Origin of the sequence: Pseudofrankia coriaricola (assembly GCF_001854805.1) — a bacterium.
GTDB lineage: Bacteria > Actinomycetota > Actinomycetes > Frankiales > Frankiaceae > Pseudofrankia.
Genome location: NZ_MBLO01000125.1, coordinates 126381 through 148177 on the forward strand (window position 1 = coordinate 126381; position 21797 = coordinate 148177).

A 21797-nucleotide genomic window follows, 5' to 3' on the forward strand; every position below is an offset into this window, starting at 1 on the left:
CTATCTTCTGGGTTCAGGCTCTGTGTGGATGGTGACGGTAAGGACGGTCAACAGCCGCATCAGCCGGTCGGCGAACGCCTCGGCATCGAGGGGATCCGGACCGTCGACCACCCAGGAATTGAAGATCGCGGCCCACCCGCCGATGACGAATCCGGTGAGGTCCTCGACCAGGTCCGCGGGAAGGCGTCGGTCAGATGCCTGGAGCACAAGCTGCGCGTTGAAATCATGGAGCACACCCTGCAGCACCTTGGACAGTTCGTAGGAGCACGGTCCGGTCATCATCGCCCGGTAGAAAGACCGGTGATGGGCGAAATGCTGGGTCGTCGCAAGCACGCGCGTCCGCGTGTCCGGCGCCTCCGAGATACTCGGCACGAGTTCGCGCCTCGCCAGATCGAGTGCGGCTTCCAGCAGCAACGTGTCGCGGTCGCCGAACTGCTGGTAGAGCAACTGCCGGCTCACGTCCGCGGCTCGGGCGATATCAGACACTCCGACGGCTGAGGTGCCTCGTTCGACCACGAGAGACACCGCGGCCCCCATGAGAGCGGCCCGCGATCGGCGAACCCGTCGGTCCCCTGCCCGGACGGGCTCCGTAGGTGCGGTCTCCACGACGAGGATTATTGACATGTGTCACTAAAAAGACAAGTGTCTACGGTGCGGCGCCAACCAGGTCTGTCGCACCGGGCGAGGCTGAGGGGCGTCCCGCCGACGCACTCGTTGCCAGGAGGCCGGTGTCCCGAACCTGAAGAACTGGCAGCGCCAGTCCAACGGTCGAGTCCGCGGATCGCCGCCGGTCACGCCGTGTTCGCACGGCTGCGCGACCAGACGCGTGGCCGCATCGCCCCAGGGGTGCCTCTCCCCGGAGCCGGCAAACCGAGTCCGAGTGCGCGAGGACGAGGCCAGGTCGACAGGACGCGGCGTGGCTGGTTTCAGACCAAGGCGCAATCCAGGCATTCCTGATGAACCGGGTGACTGCTGGGCCGCTATCGTGAGGGCCGCTGATCCGCTGGCGGGGATCGGCCGCGGCGAGGCGGGCACGCCGCCGAGGGTGCCGCGGGACGCGGCGGGGGGCATCAGCGTGGACAGATCACTCGGGCGGGTCTCGCGGGGGCCGGCTCTGGCAGGGGTTGTCACCCTGACGTTTGTGCTGCTCACCGGGTGTTCCGGCGACCAGGCACGACCGACGGCGACAGCCTCAGCCACCGCGGCCTCTGCGCGCGGGTGCCTTCCGGCCGGCGACCCGGCCGCCTCGGTTCACGGCGGTTTCGGCATCGGCCAGACACAGGTCACGTTCGTCGACCACAGCCGTCCGACGGGCGCCGCGCCTGACCGCAACCTGGCCGGCAAGCCCGACCGCACGATTCCGGTCGTCGTGAGCTATCCGATCATCCCGGCGGCCGATGCCGCCCCGGCCGCGCCGGCCATCGCGGGCGCGGCTTCTGCTCCGGGTCGGTTCCCGCTGGTCGTGCTGTCCCATGGGGTGACTTCGGACGGGACCGTCGCGGCGAACGTCATCGCGGCTCCGCTCGTCCGCCAGGGCTACGTCGTGGCCACCCCGACCTTCCCGCTCTCCAGCGGCCCAGGCGGGACGATCTTCGACCTGCCTAACCAGCCGGCCGACGTCAGTTTCGTCATTACCTCGCTCAGCGCCTGGAGCACGACCGCTGGCACGCCGCTGGCCGGTCATCTCCAGGCGAGCTGCCTGGCGATCGCCGGCCATTCGCTCGGCGCGGCGACCACGCTCGCGGCCGCCTACCTGTCGTGCTGCCGGGACCCTCGAGTCAAGGCTGTGGTGTCGATGGCGGGGGTTATCGCGGCCTTCAAGGGAACCTTCGCCGGTAACCCACCGACCCCACTGCTGATCCTGCACGGCGACCAAGACCAGACCGTACCGCTGGACAAGAGCGCCGAGATGTTCAGGACGCTTCGCGGGCCGCGTTACTTCCTCACCCTGCGCGGCGCCGGTCATTCCACGATGTTCTTCGAGCAGGCCGGCCAGACGCTCGACCAGTCAGTAACCGCATTCCTCGACGCCTACCTCAAAGGCGACTTCTCCGCGCTGCACGCGCTACCCGGCGACGTCCGGCGCTCCGGGGTCGCGACCTACCAGGCGGCGAGCTGAGGACAACCCGCCCGAGACCGTAGATCAGGTCTCGACAGGCTAAGAAGTTTCGACAGCCTGCCCAGCTGGCCGCAGCGCGCCTCGGTGAAGGCGACCGCGAGCCGGCGTTGGGCTTCAGCGTCGACGGCCGGTTCGTGCGTGTCCGCCCGGCGGTGGACGTCGCGGGATTCTGTCCTGGGCCGTCGCCGACTCATACGTCGTCCGTCAGCTACCGCCCTGGCAGCTGCCGGTATCCGGCCCGCCGCCGCCTGCGGGCCGTCCAGGTTGTCGCTACGGACAGCGACTGGACCCGGGGCAAGGGCCAGTCATCCAGACCAGGTCACCTCAGGGCGCGGAGCGATCGGACGCTGTCGAGGGCGGCGCGGCTGGGCGCTGCGGAAGGAGCAGCGCGGCGACGGCGGCTGCGACGAGGGCGGTGCAGGTGGCGATGAGGAATGCCTGGTCGTAGCCGGTGGCCGGATCACCGGGTTGGCTGGTGGCGAGGGTGGACAGGATGGCGAGCCCGAGGGCGGCGGCGACCTGGCGGACGGTGTTGAGCACTCCGGCGGCGACGCCGGCGAGTGCCGGTGGCACGGCGGTCGCGGCGAGGGTGATCGGGGTGAAGGCGGTGCCGATACCGAGCCCGAACAGCAGCTGCGGGAGGACCAGGCCAGGCCAGTAGGAGGTGTGGTCGCTGAGCTGGGTGAGCCAGCCGAAGCCGGCGACGGCGCCGAGAGCCCCGCCTGTTGCGACGGTCCGGACGCCGAACCGGTGGGTCAGCTGGCCGGCGGTCTGGGCACCGACGAACAGCGCGGCCGCGGCGGGCAGGAACGCCAGCCCAGCCCGCAGCGGGCTGTAGCCGAGCGCGTCCTGCAGGTAGAGGGACAGCAGGACAGGGCTGGCGAAGAAGCCGAGGCCGAGGCAGAAGATCACGGCGTTGGCGGTACTGACATGCCGCGAGCGGAAGAGGCGCGGCGGTACCAGCGGGGCACTGGTCCAGCGGTGCAGGTGGATCAGGAACAGGCCCAGCAACACGACGGCGGCTGTGAGAGAGGCGACGACCCGCGCGCCGGACCAGCCATCGGTGCCGCCGTCGAGCACCCCGTACACGAGCGCGACCAGTCCCGCCGTCGCCAGGGCGGCACCGGGCAGGTCGAGTCGTGCCCGCGTCGATCCGCTTCGACCGGCCGCCAGCACCCGCGGGCCGCCGAGGACGGCGGCGAGGGTGATCGGGACGTTGACGAGGAACACCCAGCGCCAGCCGGCCAGGTCGGTCAGCAAGCCACCCGCGACGGTCCCGGCCGCCCCGCCGGCGGCGCCGACCGCGCTCCAGAGCCCCAGTGCCCTGGCCCGCCGCCGCTCGTCGGGATACGCCGCGGTGGCCATGGTCAGGGTGGCGGGCATGACGAGCGCGCCGGCCAGCCCCTGCAACGCGCGCGCCGCGACCAGCACCCAAGCCGTCGGCGCCAGACCGCAGGCCAGGCTGGCGATCCCGAAGCAGCCGACGCCTGTGAGGAAACCGAACCTCGTGCCATGGTTGGTGACCAGCCGCCCGGCCACGAGCAGGGCCCCGCCGAAGGCCAGCGTGTAGGCGTTGACAACCCAAGCCACGCTGGAACGGCCAAAGCGCAGGTCAGCGCCGATATGCGGCAGCGCGACCGAGACGATCGTCGCATCCAGGATGATCACGAACACTCCGACGCAGGCCAGCGCCAGCGCCACCGCCGGGCGGGACGGGACCGGCTGTGGGCCGACCGGGAGCCGGGTCGTGTTGCTGGAGGACGGCACGGATGCGGTCATGAAGGCAACCCTAACCCCGTTAGTGACCGCTGGTCACAAAAGATTGGGATGCGGGTCCGGCTCACCTCGTTCAAGGACAGCACCCTGCCCGGACTGGCGGAGCGCCCTGCCCGGCGCGGCACGATGCGAGGCGCTGTCCCAGGGCCACCGGGCCTGGCGCGTGGTCCGGCGCGCCGGTCCGCGGTCCGCGGTCGGCGGTCGGCGGTCGGCGGTCGGCGGTCGGCGGTCGGCGGTCGGCGGTCGGCGGTCGGCGGTACGCGGTCGGCGGTACGCGGTCGGCGGTACGCGGTCGGCGGTACGCGGTCGGCGGTACGCGGTCGGCGCCGAGGCGTCGGGCGTAGCGGCCTGGGGCGCGGTGCCGCGCGTGTGCGCGCGCCGGCCGGTGCAGGTTCGTGGGTCGAAGTACCGCCGCCGTGGTAGGCGCGGATGACGACGGTGGATGGACGTTCCACGTTGGATTTCGCGGGACCGTGAGCTGCCACGTTCGGACTCATGGAAGGCAGTTCAGTGCACACTCTCGCCCGGTGGTGCTCTCGGCATCGCTTCGTCGTCCTCGGGGGTTGGGTCGGCGCCGTCGTTGTCCTGATCGGCCTCGTCGTCGGGATGGGGTCCAATTTCAAGACCATCGCCGACCTGCCCAACAGTGAGTCGTCACACGCCTACACGCTGCTTGGCACGTCGGCCACCTCGACCGAAACAGGTCGCATCGTCTGGCACACGACCGGTCAGAGTGTCGACACGGCGCAGGTGCGCGCCGACGTCTCCAGCATGCTGAACAAGGTCGCGTCGCTGCCTGACGTCAAGGCTGTGCAAAGTCCGTACACCGCCGGCGACGCCGCGCAGCTCAACGTCGGTCAGAACACGGCCTACGCCAACGTGACCGTGACCCACGGCGTCAACGTCGACCAGGTCCAGAAGGTCGCGCAGTCGATCGAGAACAGCGACCTGCAGGTCGAGATCGGCGGGCAGGCGTTCGCGCCCAAGACCAAGTCCGGTGGCATCGCCGAGGTCGTCGGCATCGTGGCGGCACTGCTGATCCTTCTACTGATGTTCCGCTCGGCGTGGGCCGCGGCCCTCCCGATCGTCACCGGCGTCGCGGGCGTGGCCACCTCACTGCTGTTCGTGATGGTCGGTTCCCACTTCGTCAACCTGTCAAGTGACTCGATCACACTGGGGTCGCTGATCGGCCTGGGAGTCGGCATCGACTACGCCCTGTTCGTTGTCAACCGACACCGCAAGGCCCTGACCGCCGGAGCGTCCGTCACCGAGGCCATCCAGGAGGCCGTGAACACGTCCGGCCGGGCGGTAATCTTCGCCGGCCTGACAGTGATCGCCGCGTTGCTGGCGATGGTCGTGGTCGGCATGGGCGTGCTCACCGGCATGGGCCAGGCCGCCGCGGTCACCGTACTGTTCACCGTGCTCGCCGCGATCACCCTGCTACCCGCGCTGCTGTCCATCCTCGGCCTACGCGTGCTGTCCAAGCGCCAGCGCCGCCGCCTGCTCGGCCAGGAGACAACCCCGGCAGCGACGCGCAGGAAGCGGCCCCGCCGCACACCCGCCGGGCTCTGGGCGGCGCTCGTCACCCGATTCCCCCGACCGATGGCCACACTCGCGCTGATCGTGCTGGCCGCGCTCGCGGTCCCGGTGCTCGCGATGCGCGTCGGCGAAGCCGACGCCAGCAGCGACCCAGCCCACTCGACCTCACGGCAGTACTACGAGCTGATCAGCCCCGCGTTCGGCAAGGGCATCGACGCCACCCTCATCCTGGTCGCCGAGACCCCCGACGCCGGCTCCGCGCAGGCACTGAACACACTGGCCAAGAACCTGCCGTCGGTGCCCGACATCGCCTCCGTCTCGGCCCCAATCCCCGCCCGCGACGGCGTGCAGGTCATCCAGGTCACGCCCTCCAGCAGCGCGGGAGCCAAAGCCACCGTCAACCTGGTCGATCACCTACGCAACGACATCATCCCGACCGCCACGGCCGGCAGCCACCTCAAGGTCGACATCGGCGGCGAGACTGCAAGCAATATCGACATCGCGCACGCGCTGATGAGCAAGCTACCGCTCTACCTGGCGCTGGTCGCCCTGCTCGGCTTCCTGCTACTGGCACTCGCCTTCCGCAGCCTGCTGCTACCCCTCGTCGGAGCCGTCAGCAACCTCGCGACGATCGCCGTGGCCCTCGGTGTCCTCACCGCGATCTTCCAGTGGGGCTGGGCCAGCAAACTGCTCAGCGTCGGAGACGGCGCACCGATCTCCTACATCGTCCCAGTCATGATCGTCGGCGTCATGTTCGGCCTCTCCATGGACTACCAGGTCTTCCTCATCAGCCGCATGCACGAAGAATGGACCCACACCCACGACAACACCCGCTCGATCCGCGTCGGCCTCACCGAGACCACCAAAGTCATCGCCACCGCGGCCGTCATCATGCTCTGCGTGTTCTCCTCATTCGGGTTCAGCGGCCAACGCGTCGTCTCCAGCATCGGCATCGGCCTGGCACTCGCCGTAGTCGTGGACGCCTTCGTCGTCCGCATGGTCCTCGTCCCAGCCCTCATGCGCATGATCGGCAACCGGGTATGGGCATACCCTCGATGGGCCGACCGCATCACCCCACGCCTCGCCGTCGAAGGACCGTCCCCCGACACGACGGGTACACGGCCCGTGAGTGTCCTTGTCGGAGCCGCCGAGGCGGAAACGCACGCGGATGTCCTTGTCGGAGCCGCTGAGGCGGATACGCACGCGGATGTCCTTGTCGGAGCCGCCGAGGCGGAAACGCACGCGGATGTCCTTGTCGGGGCCGCGCACTACGCGTCGCCCGCTCCCGCGGGCCAGCACTGGCAGAGGAACCGCTAACGATCAACCGATCGCCTGCCGGGACAACCGGCGACACCGACACCACCGGGTGGCGACGCCTGCTCAGTGAGAGCCGGCGTCCCACCCGGTGGACGTTGTGGTCACGGTCCGCGCATCCTCGCACTGGCGACGATGACGGCGCCCCGCCACTGTCGCCCTCACCGATCGAGCCGGGCAGCGGGAACGGCACCGGGACGAACACGAAAGGCCTGGGACCCGTCGCGACCTGACCGCGCACTCGCCGGCTCGGGCAGGCCGTCAGCCGGTCGCGGACGAGGATGAGCCGTCGGCCCCGCCGCGGTTGCGTAGGTCGGTGAAGACCTGTCGCCAGTGTTTGGCGCGCCGTCGCCGCCGGTGCTGGCCCACTGGCTGAGCACGTCGGTTCGCTGGCGCCGCCGAGGCGCAAGTCCGCGAGTTATTGATCTGTGGTCTTTGGGTCGGCCGTGACGTTCCGTGATCGGATTTCGGGTGGCTTGTCTCCGGCTGCGGGATGTGCCCGACGGTGTGTACCGCGCTCGTGGTAGCGGGGAATGTCAGCGGGCGGATGACGACGGAAAGGCCCCACTGGGACATGATCGTCAGGTACGCAAAGGACGGATATCGAGACCGGGGCCCGTCCACCGATCTTCGGTCGGATGTCTGTGACCGGTTCTTACCGCCACACCTTTGAGGAGGTCCTCCTCGGCCGGGTGGCGGACGACACGAAAGGGAAAAGCCATGTACCGGCGACTTACTCTGATAGCCGCGGCCGTCGGGGTCGCGGCGTTGGCCGCCTGCGGCCCGGTAGACAACGCGGCCGACACGTCGGCCCCGATGGACAACGCGGCCGACACGTCGGTGGTGAGTACGTCGCCCGGGGCTGCCGCGGCGGGGGTGCCAGCAAGCCCGACGGCCGGGATCAGCAGTGACAGCGACGGCGACGGCGCCGGCAGGTATGTGAGAGCGTTTCACCGGGAGTTCCCCGACCTCGCCAGCGGCAAGACAGACGCGCAAATCCTGAGCGACGGCCGGGCGGACTGCTCGGACATGGCCACCAGCCGGAAGGTCGCCACCCCTTCGATGGCGCAGCGTTACGGACTGGGCAACTCGACAATCGACCAGGCCGTTCTCAACAACATTGGACTGCTGGCCATGTTCACCATCTGCCCGGCCCGCTGACGCCCGCCCCGACTCGGGGCCCCGCCAACGTCGGGAGCGCCACCACCCAGCCTCGCCGGAACGAGCAACGCCGGTGCGGGCAGCCACACCAACGTTTCGGAAGCGCATTCGCTCGCACCGAAACCGCTACCCCGCCCCCGTTCGCTCGAAAGGCAAAGATGATGAGATCGTTCCTGTCGTTCCTCTGGTCGGGTGTCCTCTGGCTGGTGTTCACAAACGCCCAGGTCAGCGCCTCCCCCTTCTACCGGGCATCCCGCCGGGGGCACGGGCTGGGCGATCCTGCTCACCGACCTCCGGTCGGGCTCGCCACGGCCGCGACATCGCATGGGGACGATCCCCAGCTCCCCGATGTCGGGGCCTGGAATGGGCCCCTCAGCGTGGTAGGACGGTGGGGTTGAGGATTCCTGCTGGGTCGAACGCGGTGCGGATGCGGGCGAAGATCGCCCGTTCGGAGGCTGTGCGGGAGAGTGGCAGCCAGGCGGCCTTCAGCGCGCCGATGCCGTGCTCCGCCGAGATCGAGCCGTCCAGGTCAGCCACGAAGGCGAAGACCGCGTCCTGGTGACGGCCATCCGCCTCGGCGACCGGGGCGATGTTGATGTGCACGTTCCCGTCCGCGACATGGCCGAACGTGATGACCCGCGCTCCAGGGTCCACGGCGGCCACCACGTCGTCGACGCGCGTGGCCAGCTCCACCCAGCGGGCGGCGGGGACCGAGACGTCGAGTTTGAGGGGCGGCGCCAGGAGGCCCGCCAATTCGGGATGCCGCTCCCGGTACGCCCAGAGGCGGGCACGGTCGGCCGCGCCGCTGGCGACGGCGGCTGGCAGATCGCCGGCTAGCTCGGCGAGAGCCTCCATCGCGCCGGCCCCGCATGCCTCAAGCAGGAGGTAGGCCTCGGCGGGCACGCTCAGTGGCGGCGTCAGGTCGGTGTGCCGTAGCAGGATGTCGAGCCCCGTACTGGTGAAGAACTCCGCCGAGACCAGCCCGGGGATCTCCCGGACCGCCCTGGCCGCCAGGCTGTGCAGGTCCGCCAGCCCCGGCAGGCCCAGGAGCGCGACGACCGGGTCGCGCATGCGCGGCACCAGTCGCAGGCGCGCCTTCGTGACGACCGCCAGGGTGCCCTCCGAACCCGCCAGCAGGCTCGGGTAGTCGTAGCCCGTGTTGTCCTTGACCAGTCCCGACAGGTGCGACAGGACGGTGCCGTCCGACAGGACCGCCTCGATACCGCGGATCTGCGCGCGCATGGGCCCGTTGCGCAGGACGCGCAGGCCGCCCGCGTTCGTGGCGATCGCGCCGCCCACGGTCGCGCTGTGGCGGCTGGCGATGACCACCCCGAAGTCCAGGTCGGGATGCGCGTCCGCGAGCCGTTGCAGGGTCACACCGGCCTCGGCCGTCACCTGCATCCCGTCCCGGTCGACCGGGCCTAGACGGTCGAGGCGTCCCAGGCTCAGCACGAGCTCGCCGGAGCGCGGCACCCCGCCGCCGACAAGGCCGGTGTTGCCGCCTTGCGCCACGACGGGCATGCCCGTCGTGGCACACAGCGCGAGCACCGCGGCGACCTGAGCGGTATCCCGTGGCCGGACGACGGCGGGGGTGAAACCGCGGTACCGGCCGGTCCAGTCGATCGCGTACCCGGCGGTCCGCGAGTCCGTCAGCACGTGCTCTCCGCCGACCACGTCGACCAGGGACCGGCGAAGGGCCGCCGGGAGCCCTCGACCCGAACGCGACCCGTCGGCGGGTGGCAACGCCATCGCTCGCTCCTTGCCTGGGCTTGTCTGGAACCCACAGGGTCCCAGAGGCCAGAGGTAGAGCCGTGTCGCGGAACTCCGCGGCCGCCGCGGGACCGTTCGCTCCAGGGGCACGCGAACCCGTCTATCTGGAGTTCCCCTTCGATCGCCCGCATTTCGGGCATCCGGGCTTGGCCGGACGTGTTGCTCCGCCAGGATCCGCACACCCCACCGCCGTTACTCACCGTGACACGCAGCCTCCGCCTACAACGCTATTGATCAGGCGCGGGTCGTCGGCATTGATCCCGGAGTCAGCCGCGCGGGCCGGCCTGGCCAGCAAGATCCGGTAGTGTCTCCTAGACTGCGGACCTACCTGACGTCGGTTATGGGAAGGTAGAAACTTGCACCGAGAACGCGTGCGCACGTCGCTTGCTCCGAGAGGTTGGCCGGGTTACGCCAACCCAGCGGGGCCAGCGTCAGACCGGACGCTTCCCGCGGCCAGGGAGCGGGGAGAAGCCCTGCCCGCGACGCGTTCAGAGCGGCAAACGGTCGAGCGGACGCCAGCACTCCCCGTCAGGGCACGGTCCATCTTTTCCCGGACTAACGCGAGTCAAAATTACACCGGCCCGCGCCGTTTCCCGGTCACGAGAAGTGATCATTCCACGGCGCCGGCAATCAAGGTGGAGGTAGTCGATGAGTAGCCTGCCCACGGTTTCCCGCCAGACTGGAGTAGAGGGGCCGGCGCGCGGGGACCGGTTCGTCTACCAGGGGTTTGACATCGACGCCGGCACGGGTACCGTCAGCTGCAGGTACAGTACCGATACCGACGATTTCACAGAGGTATTCACATTCTCGCCGGACGGCGGCTGGGACAGGCCAGAAGTGCGGGCGGCGGCAAGAATACTGTTCCTGGCCGCCGGTGTCTCCTACTACAAGACGACGGCCGCGCGAGTCGTGGACCTTGGACCCGTCGGAATGTCCGAGGTCGAGGAGCGGTTTCTTCGAGCGTATTACTTCCACGGTCTAGGTGAGTATGCCTTCAAGAACCGGCTCGACCTGGGTGACATCGAGTTCAACGGTGATCTTCGCACCCCTCCCCCCAGCCGTTACCAGAGCGCGAGCCGCCGGCCGCTGATTCCCTTCGGCGGCGGAATCGACTCGATTGTCACGACGGAACTCATGGCACCGTACAGCACGGACGCCGCCCTGTTCATCGCCAATCGACAGAACGACAGGTTCTCCGCGATCGAGGCTCCCGCCGCGGTGACCGGCCTGCCGATCGTCCGGGCGGAACGAGAGCTCGACCCGAAGGTCCTGGCGCCGACGAGCAAGACCGGCTATCTGAACGGCCACATCCCGGTGACCGGTGTTCTGTCGGCGGCGGCCGTGCTCGCGGCGGTTCTCGGTGGCCGCGACGCGGTCGTGATGTCGAACGAATGGTCGGCCTCGTCGCCGACGGTGATTCTCGACGGCACGCCAGTGAATCACCAGTGGTCGAAGTCGGCCGAGTTCGAGATACTCTTCCGCGAACTCGTGTCCGAGAGCCTGGGAGACGGGCTCCAGTACTTCTCACGGCTGCGCTCGTTCAGCGAGCTGAAAATCGCCGAGATATTCTCCTCGCTCGAGCGTTATCACCACACCTTCAGAAGCTGCAACAGAGCCTTCGCTCTGAAGCCGCAGAACCGGTACGAGAAGTGGTGCGGCGAATGCGACAAATGCTGCTTCATAGATCTGATTCTGGCCCCGTTTATCGAGCCCGACGCGCTGCGCCAAGTATTTTCCGGCACAGAACCGCTTGACCGCGTGGAACTCCTGGACCGGTTTCGAACGCTGGTCGGGACGATGCCGGACTCCAAGCCGTTCGAGTGCGTGGGCGACCAGCGGGAGTGCATTGCCGCGGTGAAGCTCGCCGTAAACGACCCGAGGCGGAAAGGGCAGCGCGTCCTGGAGGCCATCGACAACGAACTAGGGGAGCCGGCCGCCGGTGTCGACGAACTACTCCGCCCGATCGGACGGAACTTTGTCCCAGACATATACGCGACCGCGATTGACGTGGTCTGACCTCTCCGGCCGGCGAGTCGGTATCTGGGGATTTGGCACGGAGGGCCGCGCGAGCGTCGCCCGCCTTCAGGCGATGGGAACCACCCCGGCGGTGATCGTTGATGACGGCGACGTCGAAGGTGGCGGCCTGCCGGTCATGACATTCGACCGCGGCGGCCTGGAAGCCCTCGCGGACTGCGATGTCATCATCAAGACGCCCGGCGTCAGCCGCTACTCCACCAGGTTTCTCACCCTGGCGGACAAGGGGATCCCGATCGTCGGAGGTCTCGCTCTCTGGCTGGAAGGGCGCGATCTTTCCCGGGTGGTCTGCGTGACCGGCACGAAGGGCAAGAGCACGACGACGGCCATAATCGGCCATATGCTGCGCGGGCTTGGAATATCCCCTTTCGTGGGAGGAAACTTCGGGCTACCGCCCTGGGATCCCAACGTCGACCACGAACGCCATGACTGCTGGATCATCGAGACGTCGAGCTACCAGGCCACAGACGTGAGCGTTTCACCTCCGGTCGTCGCGGTCACCTCGCTCTCGCAGGACCACATCGACTGGCATGGAGGATCGCCGGAAAACTACTACAGAGACAAGCTGTCCGTCTGCCGGCAGCCGGGCGCGGACCTGACTGTCGCCAACGGCGATGACGAACTGATCCGGGATCGAAGCGAACTGCTGGGCCCCAGGGTCCTATGGGTCTCGTCGGCCGAGGCGTCACCTTCCTGGATCCACTCGATCAAGCTTCCCGGAAGCCACAACCAGATGAATGTCCTCATCGCGGCGGCCTGCGTCCGAGCGATGGGGGTGGCCGGCGCGGACCACGACGAGGTGCTTCAGGAGGCCCTTCGGGGATTCGAGGGCCTCGAGAGCCGCCTGAACACAATTGGCGAGGCTGGCGGCGTCACGTTCGTCGATGACAGCCTCTCGACGAATGTCCTTCCGACCATGGCGGCGCTCGACTCGTTTCCGGGTCGTCGCATAGCACTGATCGTCGGTGGCTACGACCGGCAGATCGACTATGCCCCTTTGGCGGTCGCGCTGCGTGACCGAAAGTATCCGACCAGCGTCCAGACGCTTCCGGACAGCGGTCCGCGCATCCGGGCGGCGATTGAGGCGGTCGACGGCACCCCACCCGTCACCGATCACGACGATCTGCGGTCCGCGGTGCGCGCGGCCTTTGCCTGGGCGTCGCCGGACGGGATCGTGCTGCTGTCGCCAGCGGCACCGAGCTTCGGGCATTTCGCGAACTACCGCGACCGGGCGACCGCATTTCGGCGGGCCTTTGACGAGTGCGCGCGACGCTGACACCGCGGCGGCCAGCCCAACGCGGCGAGCGCCGCAAGGCGGCCGGCATCGTCCCGGTCCGCGCGTGGCCTGTTGAGTGGCGATCCGTGAACAGAATTGGCCGTCAGCGCGAGGACAGTCCGTCGAGGAAGACCAGGCGTGGTGGCGGGCCTTGTACGTAAGGCAGCTGGCGGGTCTGTAGGCAGGCTGGGCGCCGTCGTGCCAGTCGTGGCGGCCGTGGTCAGCGAAGGTGTCATCGCTCCGGCACCGCGTGGGCGTTACTACAGTGGGCGGATGGGTCGGAATCCTGTGCTGCGACCATTCCTCTTCAGCGGCGACGACGTGACCGCCGTCATCACGACGAGGCACGGTGGAGTGAGTTCGGGGAGCTACGCGAGCCTCAACCTCGGGGACCGCGTCGGGGACGACCACGAGGCCGTGCTGGAGAACCGGCGACGGGTCGCCGACGCGCTCGGCGTGGACCGGTTGACCGTGCCCGACCAGCGGCACACAAACCGGGTGGCCGTTGTCGGCCCGGCGCTGGCCGGCCGCGGCCATGACGGTACAGCGGACTCGGTCGCCGCGTTCCCCGCGACTGACGCGCTCATCACGGATCTGCCCGGCGCCGCGCTTGCGATCACGGCGGCCGACTGCGCTCCGGTGGTGCTGTTCGATCCCGGTCGGGGGGCGATCGGGGTGGCGCACAGCGGCCGCGGCGGCACCGTGCTCGGCGTGCTGCCGAAGACGATCGAGGCGATGACCGCGAGCTACGGCACAGCGCCCGGTGACCTGCTCGTCGGCATCGGTCCGGCGATCGGCGCCGCCAGCTACGAGATCGGAGACGCGCAGGCGGCGGAGGTCACGGCCGCGTTCGGTGACGCGGGCCTTCTCACGCCGACCCGCCCTGGCCACTGCACGCTCGACGTCGTCGGTGGCCTGCGCATCCAGCTCCGCGCCGCCGGCGTCAAGGACGCCAACATCCACGACATGGCCATCGACACCAGGACCTCGACGGACACCTTCTTCTCCGACCGAGCGACCCGCCCGTGCGGCCGCTTCATGGCCGTGGCGGCCCTCCCGGCCTGACCTCGCCGGCCCGGTGCCCTTGCTCGCGCGGCATCTGCTTCGCTCCATCGCAAGGGCGACATCGCCCTCGAGACCTACTGGTCGGCCGAGAGGGGCACCAGTCGAACCGGTCACTGACGGCGGCGCGCGGCCACCGGCGCGGTGAGAGCGGCCGCATCCGTCGACGGTTCAGGCCAACCAGGTTCTGAACCGGTCGCGGTGGCGGGAGGGGCGGGCGTCAGCGGCGTCGCGGGAAGGCGCGCCACGAGCTGACCGGCCCGGCCCGGTGCGGTGATCCATACCGCGCTGGCCACCAGGAGGCCGCCCACGATGCCGTCGAGCCAGTAGTGGTTACCGGTCAGCACGACGACGAGCGTGGTGACGACCGGGTGGGCGAGCGCGACCCACCGCGCCCGGGACCGCAGGATCGTGACGACGCCCCATGCCTCAAGGATCGCCCAGCCGACGTGCATGCTCGGCATGGCCGCGTACTGGTTCGCCGAACCGCCCTCCGACGGGTACGGCGACGGGCCGATGAGCCGGCCGGTGTCGACGATGCCGACGTTCGGAAGCACCCCGGACAGGAAACGCGGTGGCGCGAGCGGGTAAGCCAGATGGATCACCAGCGCGGCGCCGGTCAGCGCGATCAACGCGTTACGTACCCGGGCCCAGTGGTCACGGTGGCGCAGCAATACCCAGGCCAGAAAGAGAATCGACGCCGGGAAATGGACGTACATGTAGAACCGGTTCGCCAGTTCCACCAGCGTGGTCGAGTGGAGGGCCAAGCGCTGCACGGCCTCCTCGCTCGGCAGGCCGAGCGCCCGTTCCAGATGCCAGACCTCCCGCGCATGTCCCAGCGCGTCGCTCTCGTGCCCGGCCGCGAGCTGCCGCCCGAGCCGGTAGACCTTGAACAGCCCGGCGAGCAGCAGCGCCTGGCCGAGGGCGTATCCGAGCCACCGACCGAGCGATCGCGCCTTTCTTAGCGGCTCGTCGGCGTGCGGCGACGAGCCCGCGTCCACCGTCTCCCGTCCCCCGGCACCCATCGCCGCCGCGCTCATCGCACTCCTCCCGCTCGCCCGCCCGCCTCGTCGTCGCGTTCCACGCCAGGTCCGCACGGCCTGGCGCGGACATGGACTCTGGGCGTCCCGCCGATGTCTGGCTCGTGAACCGTCAGTAGCGCACGTTCGTGACGTACCACCATCAAGGCAGGCAAAACGCCCCAGCGACGCTGCCAACTCGGCGCCGGCGGATCACGTCAACCCTCAACCGGGGCCAGCTGATGCGAGCCGATGCGCGCCGGCCGTCGCGGGCCGGCCCGCCGGGCTGGAACCGCTGTGTCAGCCCGATGGACCCATGAGTGATCCTGGGGACAACGGCCGCCGGGTGTGCGAAGGAAGATCATTTTGCACACCCTTTGGCCCTCTAGCCAGACGAGAACAGGCGTCCGCGACCGTCGACGGCGGCTCTGAAAGATCCACAGACGGATTCGGGAGGCCGCCCGGGCGCGCACGGTGTCAGAGTGCCGGTACCAGGGGCCGTCGCTCCGCTGGTGGAGTGGCACAGATTCTGATGAGGGGTGCGATGCCGTATGTGTCGCCTGTTCGGTATGAGTAGCTCTCCGCGGCGTACTCACGCCACTTTCTGGCTGCTCGACGCCCCGGACAGCCTCAGCGACCAGAGTCGGCGTGAGCCAGATGGCACCGGGCTCGGCTATTTCGACGCGGACGATTCCCCGCAGCTACGCAAGGCACCCATCGCCGCCTACGAGGACCGAAGTTTCGCCGGGGCGGCCAGACAGGTCGAGTCGGCAACATTCCTCGCCCATATCCGTTTCGCCTCCACGGGAGGCGTGGAGAAACGCAACACCCACCCCTTCGAACAGGACGGTCGCCTGTTCGCGCACAACGGGGTGATCGAAGGCCTGGCCGAGCTGGACGCCGAGCTCGGCGCCGACCTGTCGGCGGTGAAAGGTGACACCGATTCCGAACGGTTCTTCGCCCTCGTCACCCGCGAGATCAGATCGGCCGACGGCGACGTGGCCGCCGGCATCGCCCGCGCCGCCCGCTGGGTCGCCCAGCACCTGCCCCTGTATGCCCTCAACGTGATCCTCACGACCTCGCGGGGGCTGTGGGCGTTGCGCTATCCCGACACCCACCCGCTGTATGTCCTCGAACGCCGGGCCGGCGGCCACCACGGCGACCGGCATCTCGACCACAGCGGCACCGCCGGCCACATGCGCATCCACTCCCGCGACCTGGCCGACGTTCCCGCGCTCGTGGTCGCCAGCGAATGTATGGACGACAGCCCCGCCTGGCGCCTGATGGATCCCGGTGAGCTCCTCCACGCCGGGCCCGACCTGCGTGTCACCCGCCAGATCGCGCTCCACGACGAGCCCGCGCACCAGCTCTCGCTGAAGGACCTCCGGCCCGAGGCCGCGGCGTCGCAGCAGCACAGATAGTCGCAGCGGCACAGACAGCGGACCGGGCCACCGGTCCGCTGTCCCGCGAGGTCATGCTCGACGGCTACCGGCCGAGCATGGCCTCGAGCGCGATGTTGTCCGGGTCGCGGAAGGCGAGCAGCCAGCCATAGGGCAGCTCTCGCTTCGGCGTGAACGAGGCGCCCGCCGCGGTGAGGTTTTTCTCGAGCTCGTCGAGGTCGGCCTCTGTCTCCACGGAGAACGAAAGATGATCCAGCCCGGGACGTTTCTCGTCGAACGGTTCGACGATGCGCTGGTCGTGTTCGCGCAGGACGAGGCTCAGCCCGCCGGGAAGAACACCGTGCGCGAAGGACGTCGTGTCACCGCGGCCGCGGGCCTGCTCCTTCCAGCCCAGGACCTCGGTGTACCAGGCGCAGCTTCGATTCAGATCCGTCACAGTAAGACCTACGTGTGACACCCCGAGCGGCGGCATATCGATCCTCCCCAGATGAGCGAGTCGACGGCCGCCCAGCTCCGCGCTGGCCGACCGGGTCGAGTCCACAACAGGACGCCGGGTCATCTCAAAACCTCGGACGCGTCGTCATCGGACCCGACCGACTGTAGGCAGGGGTGACCGCGGACGTGCGACCTGGACGGCCTTCCTCGGTACCGATCCGGCCGCGCTCCGGCCACGACGAGAGGACCTACGATCGCGCCGTGACCGCCGTGACCGCCGTGACCGCCGCGCCGCTCATCGCCATGCGTCGGCACGCCACAGTGGCCGCGGGCACGGTGGAGCACCACGCCACCGACGTGATCTCGTACTGGCACCGCCACGACCTGCACGAGATCGAGTACGCGGTATCCGGATGTGCCGAGATCCGCACCCCCACCACTCACTACCTGCTGCCGCCGTCCTACGCGGCATGGGTACCCGCCGGTGTCGAGCACGCGCCCCTGCTCAGGGATGTGACCACCATCGCGGTGTTCTTCGACCCCGCCGCCTTCGACTTTCCGCGCGCGCGGGCCGCCATCATTCCGGTGCCGCCGGTGTTGCGCGAGATGATGAGATACGCCACCCGGTGGCCCATCGGCCGGACCCACGATGACGCGGAGGCCAGCGGCTTCTTCACGGCGCTCGCCGGCGTCGTCCGCCGTCAGCTCGCGTACGAGGCGCCGCTGTCGCTGCCGGTCTCGGACGATCCCGTCGTCCGGGATGTGATCGCCTATACCGCGGCTCATCTGGCCGATGCCAGGGCCGCGGCGGTGTGCCGCGCCGTCGGAATCTCCGAACGTGTGCTGCGCCGGCGGTTCGCGGCCGTCCTGGGCCAGACCTGGCAGGAGCACCTCCAGCAGGCTCGGCTGTTCCGGGCCATGGCTCTGCTGAGCACGTCAACGATGTCGGTCGGCCAGATCGCCGCCGCGGTGGGCTTCGGGAGCGCGAGCGCGCTGGCCCGTGCCTTCCGGGCGTGGACCGGTGAGACGCCCTCCGCGTATCGCGATCGGTATCTCGCGACCGATGGCACGAACGAGATGACCCCGAACCGGGGGTAGATTGACCCGCGGTCGCGGCGCCCCTCTCGCCCCACACCTCGCGGTTCGTCGTGCAGTTCGGCAGCGGGAGCTCCAGCGCGAGCAAGGTGATCGCGATCGCGATGACGGCGTCCGAGAAGAAGACCAGCCGCTCGGCGTCTCGCCCCCGTGCCTGCGTCAGCATCGCGCGTGGCGTCGGCATCAGGCGGCGCAGCGGCATCGGCCCCGGCCGGCATCCCGTCGGTCACCCGGTTCCTCATCCGGTAGCGCTATCGGACGGCCAGAGCGCCGGTACGCCGTCATCCGGCCCGCACGGTCCAGACGAAGGCATGGGCGGCACGACCCGCCCGCGTCGCCATGCCCACCACGGCGCGGGGGCCGCCGGTCCCGACGCCGTCGCTCGCGGCGAAGCCGGAGGGGACGCCCAGGTCGGTCGCGGTCGCGACCAGTCCCAGCCCAGTGGGCGCGGTGCGCGCGGTCCAGAGCACCGCGTGTGTCGTCGTGCTCCCCGGCGCGACCGTCGAGGAACCGGCAATGCGGCCGGCGTCATCGATCGACGCAGCCAGGCTCTCGTCGCCGCCGAGGACGCCCAGGTCCATCATCGTCCCGTCCGCCCAGACGAAGGCGTGCACTGCTTCCCCGGCCGTGGCCGCGTGGCCGACGACCTGGCCACGCTCGTTGATCGCGGCCGCGAAGCTCGATCTGCCACCGAGCGTGCCCAGGTCGGTCATCTGCCCCTTCTCCCAGCGGAAGGCGTGCGAGTCGTCGGATGCCGTCGAGCTCACGCCCACGACCTGCCCACGTTCGTTGATCGCGACTGCACGGACGAAGGCGTACCCGTCGGCCCGCGGCTCGAGGACGCCGAGATCGACGAGCCGGGCGCCGTCCCACAGGTAGGAGCGAGTAACCCGCGCACCGCCTGGTTGGACGATCTCGGCCGAGCCGATCACCACGCCGTGGTCGTTGATCGCCTCGCCATACTGCCTGACCGCGCCAGGCATGGCGGGAACCCGGGTGAACTCGCCACCGCCCGCCGGTCCGACGCCGGCGTGGACGACGACCACGGAGGCGCCGTTGTCGACCAGCACGTCGCCGCGGTCGTTGATGTCCTTGCTGGTGCCGGCGCCCGGCGGGCCTACGGGCACGGCGGCGGCGCCCGGCAGGTGCCAGACCACCGGTTGGAAGCGGCCGTTCCCGAGATCGACCGCTCCGGCCACCTGTCCCCGCTCGTTCAGTGCGCCCACCATGATCGAAGGTCTGGTAGCGAGCGGCGCCGTGGCCGACGCGGGATCGCCTGACGGCGCGGGACTGCTTGACGGCGCGGCGAGGTCGTAGCGACGTCCACCGGTGAACAGGAAGGCGCGCCCACTGTAGGGCCAGTAGCCGGCGACGTCGCCCCGCGCGTTGATCCCCGCGATGGTGGCGGGGCCCGCGCCGTCCCCGCTGACGTCGGTCACAGCCTCGATGCCGAGCGGCGACGCCGGGCTCGCCGCTTCCGAACCAGAGATCGCGACCGGCGACCCACCATTGGACGGCGTGGACGCGTCCAGGCTCCCGCACCAGGCCAGCCCGCCGAACAGCGCCAGCCCGCCGACCGTGGCCGCTGTGGCGAGGGGGACCGCACGGCGCGCGACGATCGAAGCCAGCATCACGACCACGACGACATCGTGATCGACCCGCGGTCACCTGTCGACCAGGAGGGCGCCGACTCGGCCGGGAGAGCGCCGTCATGACGTACTTGTCAGCGCCGCGGGCAGGCACCGGCGGAAGTGGGAGCTCTCGACCGGAACGGTGCCTCCGGTCGACACTGCAGGGCGTGCCTGAGACCACCGCGGCGCCCCGCGCCGCCGACGAACCGGAATCCAGGGCTGCCGAATTCAAGGCTGCCGCGTCCCAGCCCGCCGAGCCCGAGCCGGCCGAGCCCGCGTTAGCCGCGGCTTCCGAAGCGGCGGCGCCCACGACGTCGGGCGACGTGCTGTTGACGTCCACGACCGGTCGGGTGCGGCTGCTGACCCTGAACCGGCCCCGGCAGGCCAACGCCTTCAGCTCCGGCCTCTACCTGGCCGCCGCCGAGGCGCTGCGCGCGGCGGCCGTCGACGACGCGATCGGCGCCGTCGTCCTGACCGGCGCCGGCAAGTACTTCTCCGCGGGCACCGACCTTGTCGAGATGGCCGCCCAGGCATCCACGGTCGCCGCGGAGAATGCCGAGGCCACCGAGACGGCGGAGGAGGCGGCCGCGGGCACAACCGGCGGCGGTCCCTTCAACGCCTTCCTGGATGCGCTGACGACATTCCCGAAGCCGCTGCTCGCGGCCGTCAATGGCGCGGGCGTCGGGCTTGGCCTGACCATGCTCGCCCACTGCGACATCGTGCTCATCTCCGAGGAGGCCCGCCTCCTGGCGCCGTTCACCACGATGGGCGTCGCTCCGGAGGCCGGCAGCAGCTACCTGCTGCCTCGCCGGATGGGCCGGCAGCGGGCGGCGAAGGCCCTGCTGGCGGCGGAATGGATCTCGGCGGCCGAGGCGGTGGAGACGGGCCTGGCGCTGCGGGCCTGCCCGGCGGAGACGCTGCTGGCCGAGACGTTGGCGCTCGCCTCGACGATCGCCGACAAGCCGCTCGCCTCCGTGCTCGCGACCACCCGGCTGATCCGGGATGCCGAGCGATCAGGCGTCGAGCGAGCCCGGCAGGCCGAGAACACCGCCTTCCGCGAGCTGATGCGCCGCCCCGACCTGGGCACCGCCATCCTGGACCGGCTCGGCCCGGCCACCCGCGACGAGCGGCGGAGCTGACGGCGGCGAGCTGACGGCGGCGGAGGCGAGGCGGCAAAGGGGGAGCGGCAGGACCAGGCTGGCTCGACGCGGGCCAGCCGGCGGGGCTGGCCGCGCACAGCGCGTCCGCCGCGTTCAGACAACAATTCCCGCTTATTCCACATACCCATGGCGACGCAAGCCGCCAGCACGTTGGCGGGACGGATAGGCTGTACATTTCCTTGGCAATAGCATGTCGCGTCGCCTAACAGGTACGACGCCTCCCACGCTGCCACGTCCGATACAGGGGAGCACGGTGGAACCGATCCGCGAGCGCGCGGCCGACGCGCAGCCGCGGCCGGTCCGCCGCGCTCCCTGGTCGGGCCGCTCCCCCGCCGCCGCCGCCGAGTCGGCCCGAGAAAAGATCATCGACGCCACGTTGGCCTGCATCCGGCGGCACGGCCTGGAGCGCACCTCGATAAGCGCGATCGCGACGATCGCCGGCGTCTCCCGGCCGACCGTCTACGCCTATTTCGACACCCGCGAGGCACTGGTATCCGTCGCGCTCGAGCAGGCGGGCGCGTCGATCGCCGAACGGGTCGTCGCCGCGGCCCGGCGCCGGTCAAAGACGGCCGGCGACTTCGCGGTGGAGGCGCTGATCGCCGCCCGCCGGGAGTTCCGCGCCGAGCCGGCGCTGCATCCGATCAGCCAGGCCCCGGCGGACCCGTGGGCCGCGAACGAGGCGTTGTCCGAGAACTCGCTGCAGATCGCCAGGACCATCCTTGAGCCGATCACCAGCTACGACCCGTCGCTGGAGTCCCGGCTGGATGAGATCACCGAGACGCTGATCCGCTGGTTGCTCTCGCTGCTCATCTTCGACAGCGACCGCACATCCAGCGACACCAAGCTGCGTGCCTACCTGCGCCGCAGCGTCGTCCCGGCGATCCTTCCCCCCGAGCCCGGCGAATGCTCCACCGAGCCGGGTGACTCCGAACCCACCGACGCGTCCACAGCCGAGGACGAGCCGGCTGCCGACAAGCCCGTCCCCGCCGATCCCATCCCCTGACGC

General features: G+C 69.8%; 16 protein-coding genes and 1 pseudogene. 10 read left to right on the plus strand and 7 right to left on the minus strand.

The genetic code is table 11. From position 1 onward, the window contains the following. The gene (locus tag BCD48_RS18495) at nucleotides 1-537 is read right to left on the minus strand and encodes a TetR/AcrR family transcriptional regulator (RefSeq protein WP_241841831.1); all 537 of its coding nucleotides are present in this window, start codon (nucleotides 535-537) and stop codon (nucleotides 1-3) included. 448 nt (nucleotides 538-985) lie between these two features. On the opposite strand from BCD48_RS18495, the gene BCD48_RS18500 reads away from it, so the two are divergent. Continuing rightward, nucleotides 986-2119: an alpha/beta hydrolase family protein gene (locus tag BCD48_RS18500; protein ID WP_241841832.1), complete on the plus strand. Its 1134-nt coding sequence runs from the start codon at nucleotides 986-988 to the stop codon at nucleotides 2117-2119. Nucleotides 2120-2443: 324 nt separating this feature from the next. Here BCD48_RS18500 and BCD48_RS18505 read toward each other — a convergent pair whose 3' ends face one another. After that, the gene (locus tag BCD48_RS18505; protein ID WP_083418839.1) at nucleotides 2444-3898 is read right to left on the minus strand and encodes a DHA2 family efflux MFS transporter permease subunit; all 1455 of its coding nucleotides are present in this window, start codon (nucleotides 3896-3898) and stop codon (nucleotides 2444-2446) included. Between the two features lie 492 nt (nucleotides 3899-4390). Between BCD48_RS18505 and BCD48_RS18510 the strand changes: the two genes are divergently transcribed. Beyond that, nucleotides 4391-6751 carry an MMPL family transporter gene (locus BCD48_RS18510; RefSeq protein ID WP_241841833.1) on the plus strand — a complete coding sequence of 787 codons (2361 nt, stop codon included), beginning with the start codon at nucleotides 4391-4393 and terminating at the stop codon, nucleotides 6749-6751. Nucleotides 6752-7468: 717 nt separating this feature from the next. Then, nucleotides 7469-7909: a hypothetical protein gene (locus BCD48_RS18515; RefSeq protein WP_071049670.1), complete on the plus strand. Its 441-nt coding sequence runs from the start codon at nucleotides 7469-7471 to the stop codon at nucleotides 7907-7909. A 372-nt stretch (nucleotides 7910-8281) separates the two neighbouring features. Here the strand turns inward: BCD48_RS18515 and BCD48_RS54940 are convergent, their stop codons facing one another. Beyond that, a complete protein-coding gene (locus BCD48_RS54940; RefSeq protein ID WP_083418840.1) occupies nucleotides 8282-9658 on the minus strand; it encodes an FAD-binding oxidoreductase in 1377 nt (458 codons plus the stop codon). 669 nt (nucleotides 9659-10327) lie between these two features. Here BCD48_RS54940 and BCD48_RS50725 point away from each other — a divergent pair. The 3 genes from BCD48_RS50725 (at nucleotide 10328) to BCD48_RS18535 (ending at nucleotide 14054) form a co-directional block, all read left to right on the plus strand. Next, nucleotides 10328-11695, plus strand: a complete 1368-nt coding sequence (locus tag BCD48_RS50725) for a MurL-like N-terminal domain-containing (protein WP_131804040.1) — start codon at nucleotides 10328-10330, stop codon at nucleotides 11693-11695. Then, on the plus strand, nucleotides 11619-12989 hold the full coding sequence (gene murD / locus BCD48_RS18530; protein ID WP_083418842.1) for a UDP-N-acetylmuramoyl-L-alanine--D-glutamate ligase: 1371 nt from the start codon (nucleotides 11619-11621) through the stop codon (nucleotides 12987-12989). The genes BCD48_RS50725 and murD overlap by 77 nt, the downstream gene beginning before the upstream one ends. 288 nt (nucleotides 12990-13277) lie before the next feature. Then, nucleotides 13278-14054 carry a purine nucleoside phosphorylase YfiH/LACC1 family protein gene (locus tag BCD48_RS18535; protein WP_157910524.1) on the plus strand — a complete coding sequence of 259 codons (777 nt, stop codon included), beginning with the start codon at nucleotides 13278-13280 and terminating at the stop codon, nucleotides 14052-14054. A 110-nt stretch (nucleotides 14055-14164) separates the two neighbouring features. Here BCD48_RS18535 and BCD48_RS18540 read toward each other — a convergent pair whose 3' ends face one another. Beyond that, nucleotides 14165-15091, minus strand: coding sequence for a phosphatase PAP2 family protein (locus BCD48_RS18540; RefSeq protein WP_071049673.1), 927 nt, complete (start codon nucleotides 15089-15091; stop codon nucleotides 14165-14167). A 530-nt stretch (nucleotides 15092-15621) separates the two neighbouring features. Between BCD48_RS18540 and BCD48_RS18545 the strand changes: the two genes are divergently transcribed. Next, entirely contained in the window at nucleotides 15622-16491 is an 870-nt protein-coding gene (locus BCD48_RS18545; RefSeq protein ID WP_071049674.1) for a class II glutamine amidotransferase, read from the plus strand. A gap of 64 nt (nucleotides 16492-16555) precedes the next feature. Here the strand turns inward: BCD48_RS18545 and BCD48_RS18550 are convergent, their stop codons facing one another. Continuing rightward, nucleotides 16556-16942, minus strand: coding sequence for a VOC family protein (locus BCD48_RS18550; protein WP_071049675.1), 387 nt, complete (start codon nucleotides 16940-16942; stop codon nucleotides 16556-16558). 224 nt (nucleotides 16943-17166) lie between these two features. Between BCD48_RS18550 and BCD48_RS18555 the strand changes: the two genes are divergently transcribed. Continuing rightward, nucleotides 17167-18003: an AraC family transcriptional regulator gene (locus BCD48_RS18555; RefSeq protein ID WP_241841835.1), complete on the plus strand. Its 837-nt coding sequence runs from the start codon at nucleotides 17167-17169 to the stop codon at nucleotides 18001-18003. 61 nt (nucleotides 18004-18064) lie between these two features. Here BCD48_RS18555 and BCD48_RS55730 read toward each other — a convergent pair. Beyond that, nucleotides 18065-18202 (minus strand): annotated as a pseudogene (locus tag BCD48_RS55730) (TMEM175 family protein); the annotation flags it as partial. A gap of 79 nt (nucleotides 18203-18281) precedes the next feature. Then, nucleotides 18282-19631 (minus strand): hypothetical protein, encoded by a 1350-nt coding sequence (locus BCD48_RS18560; RefSeq protein WP_274536549.1) that lies wholly within the window; start codon nucleotides 19629-19631, stop codon nucleotides 18282-18284. Nucleotides 19632-19798: 167 nt separating this feature from the next. Between BCD48_RS18560 and BCD48_RS18565 the strand changes: the two genes are divergently transcribed. Both BCD48_RS18565 and BCD48_RS18570 read left to right on the plus strand, forming a co-directional pair. Beyond that, nucleotides 19799-20770: an enoyl-CoA hydratase/isomerase family protein gene (locus BCD48_RS18565; protein WP_198543298.1), complete on the plus strand. Its 972-nt coding sequence runs from the start codon at nucleotides 19799-19801 to the stop codon at nucleotides 20768-20770. A gap of 274 nt (nucleotides 20771-21044) precedes the next feature. Then, a complete protein-coding gene (locus BCD48_RS18570; RefSeq protein WP_071049677.1) occupies nucleotides 21045-21794 on the plus strand; it encodes a TetR/AcrR family transcriptional regulator in 750 nt (249 codons plus the stop codon). Nucleotides 21795-21797 lie beyond the last annotated feature (3 nt).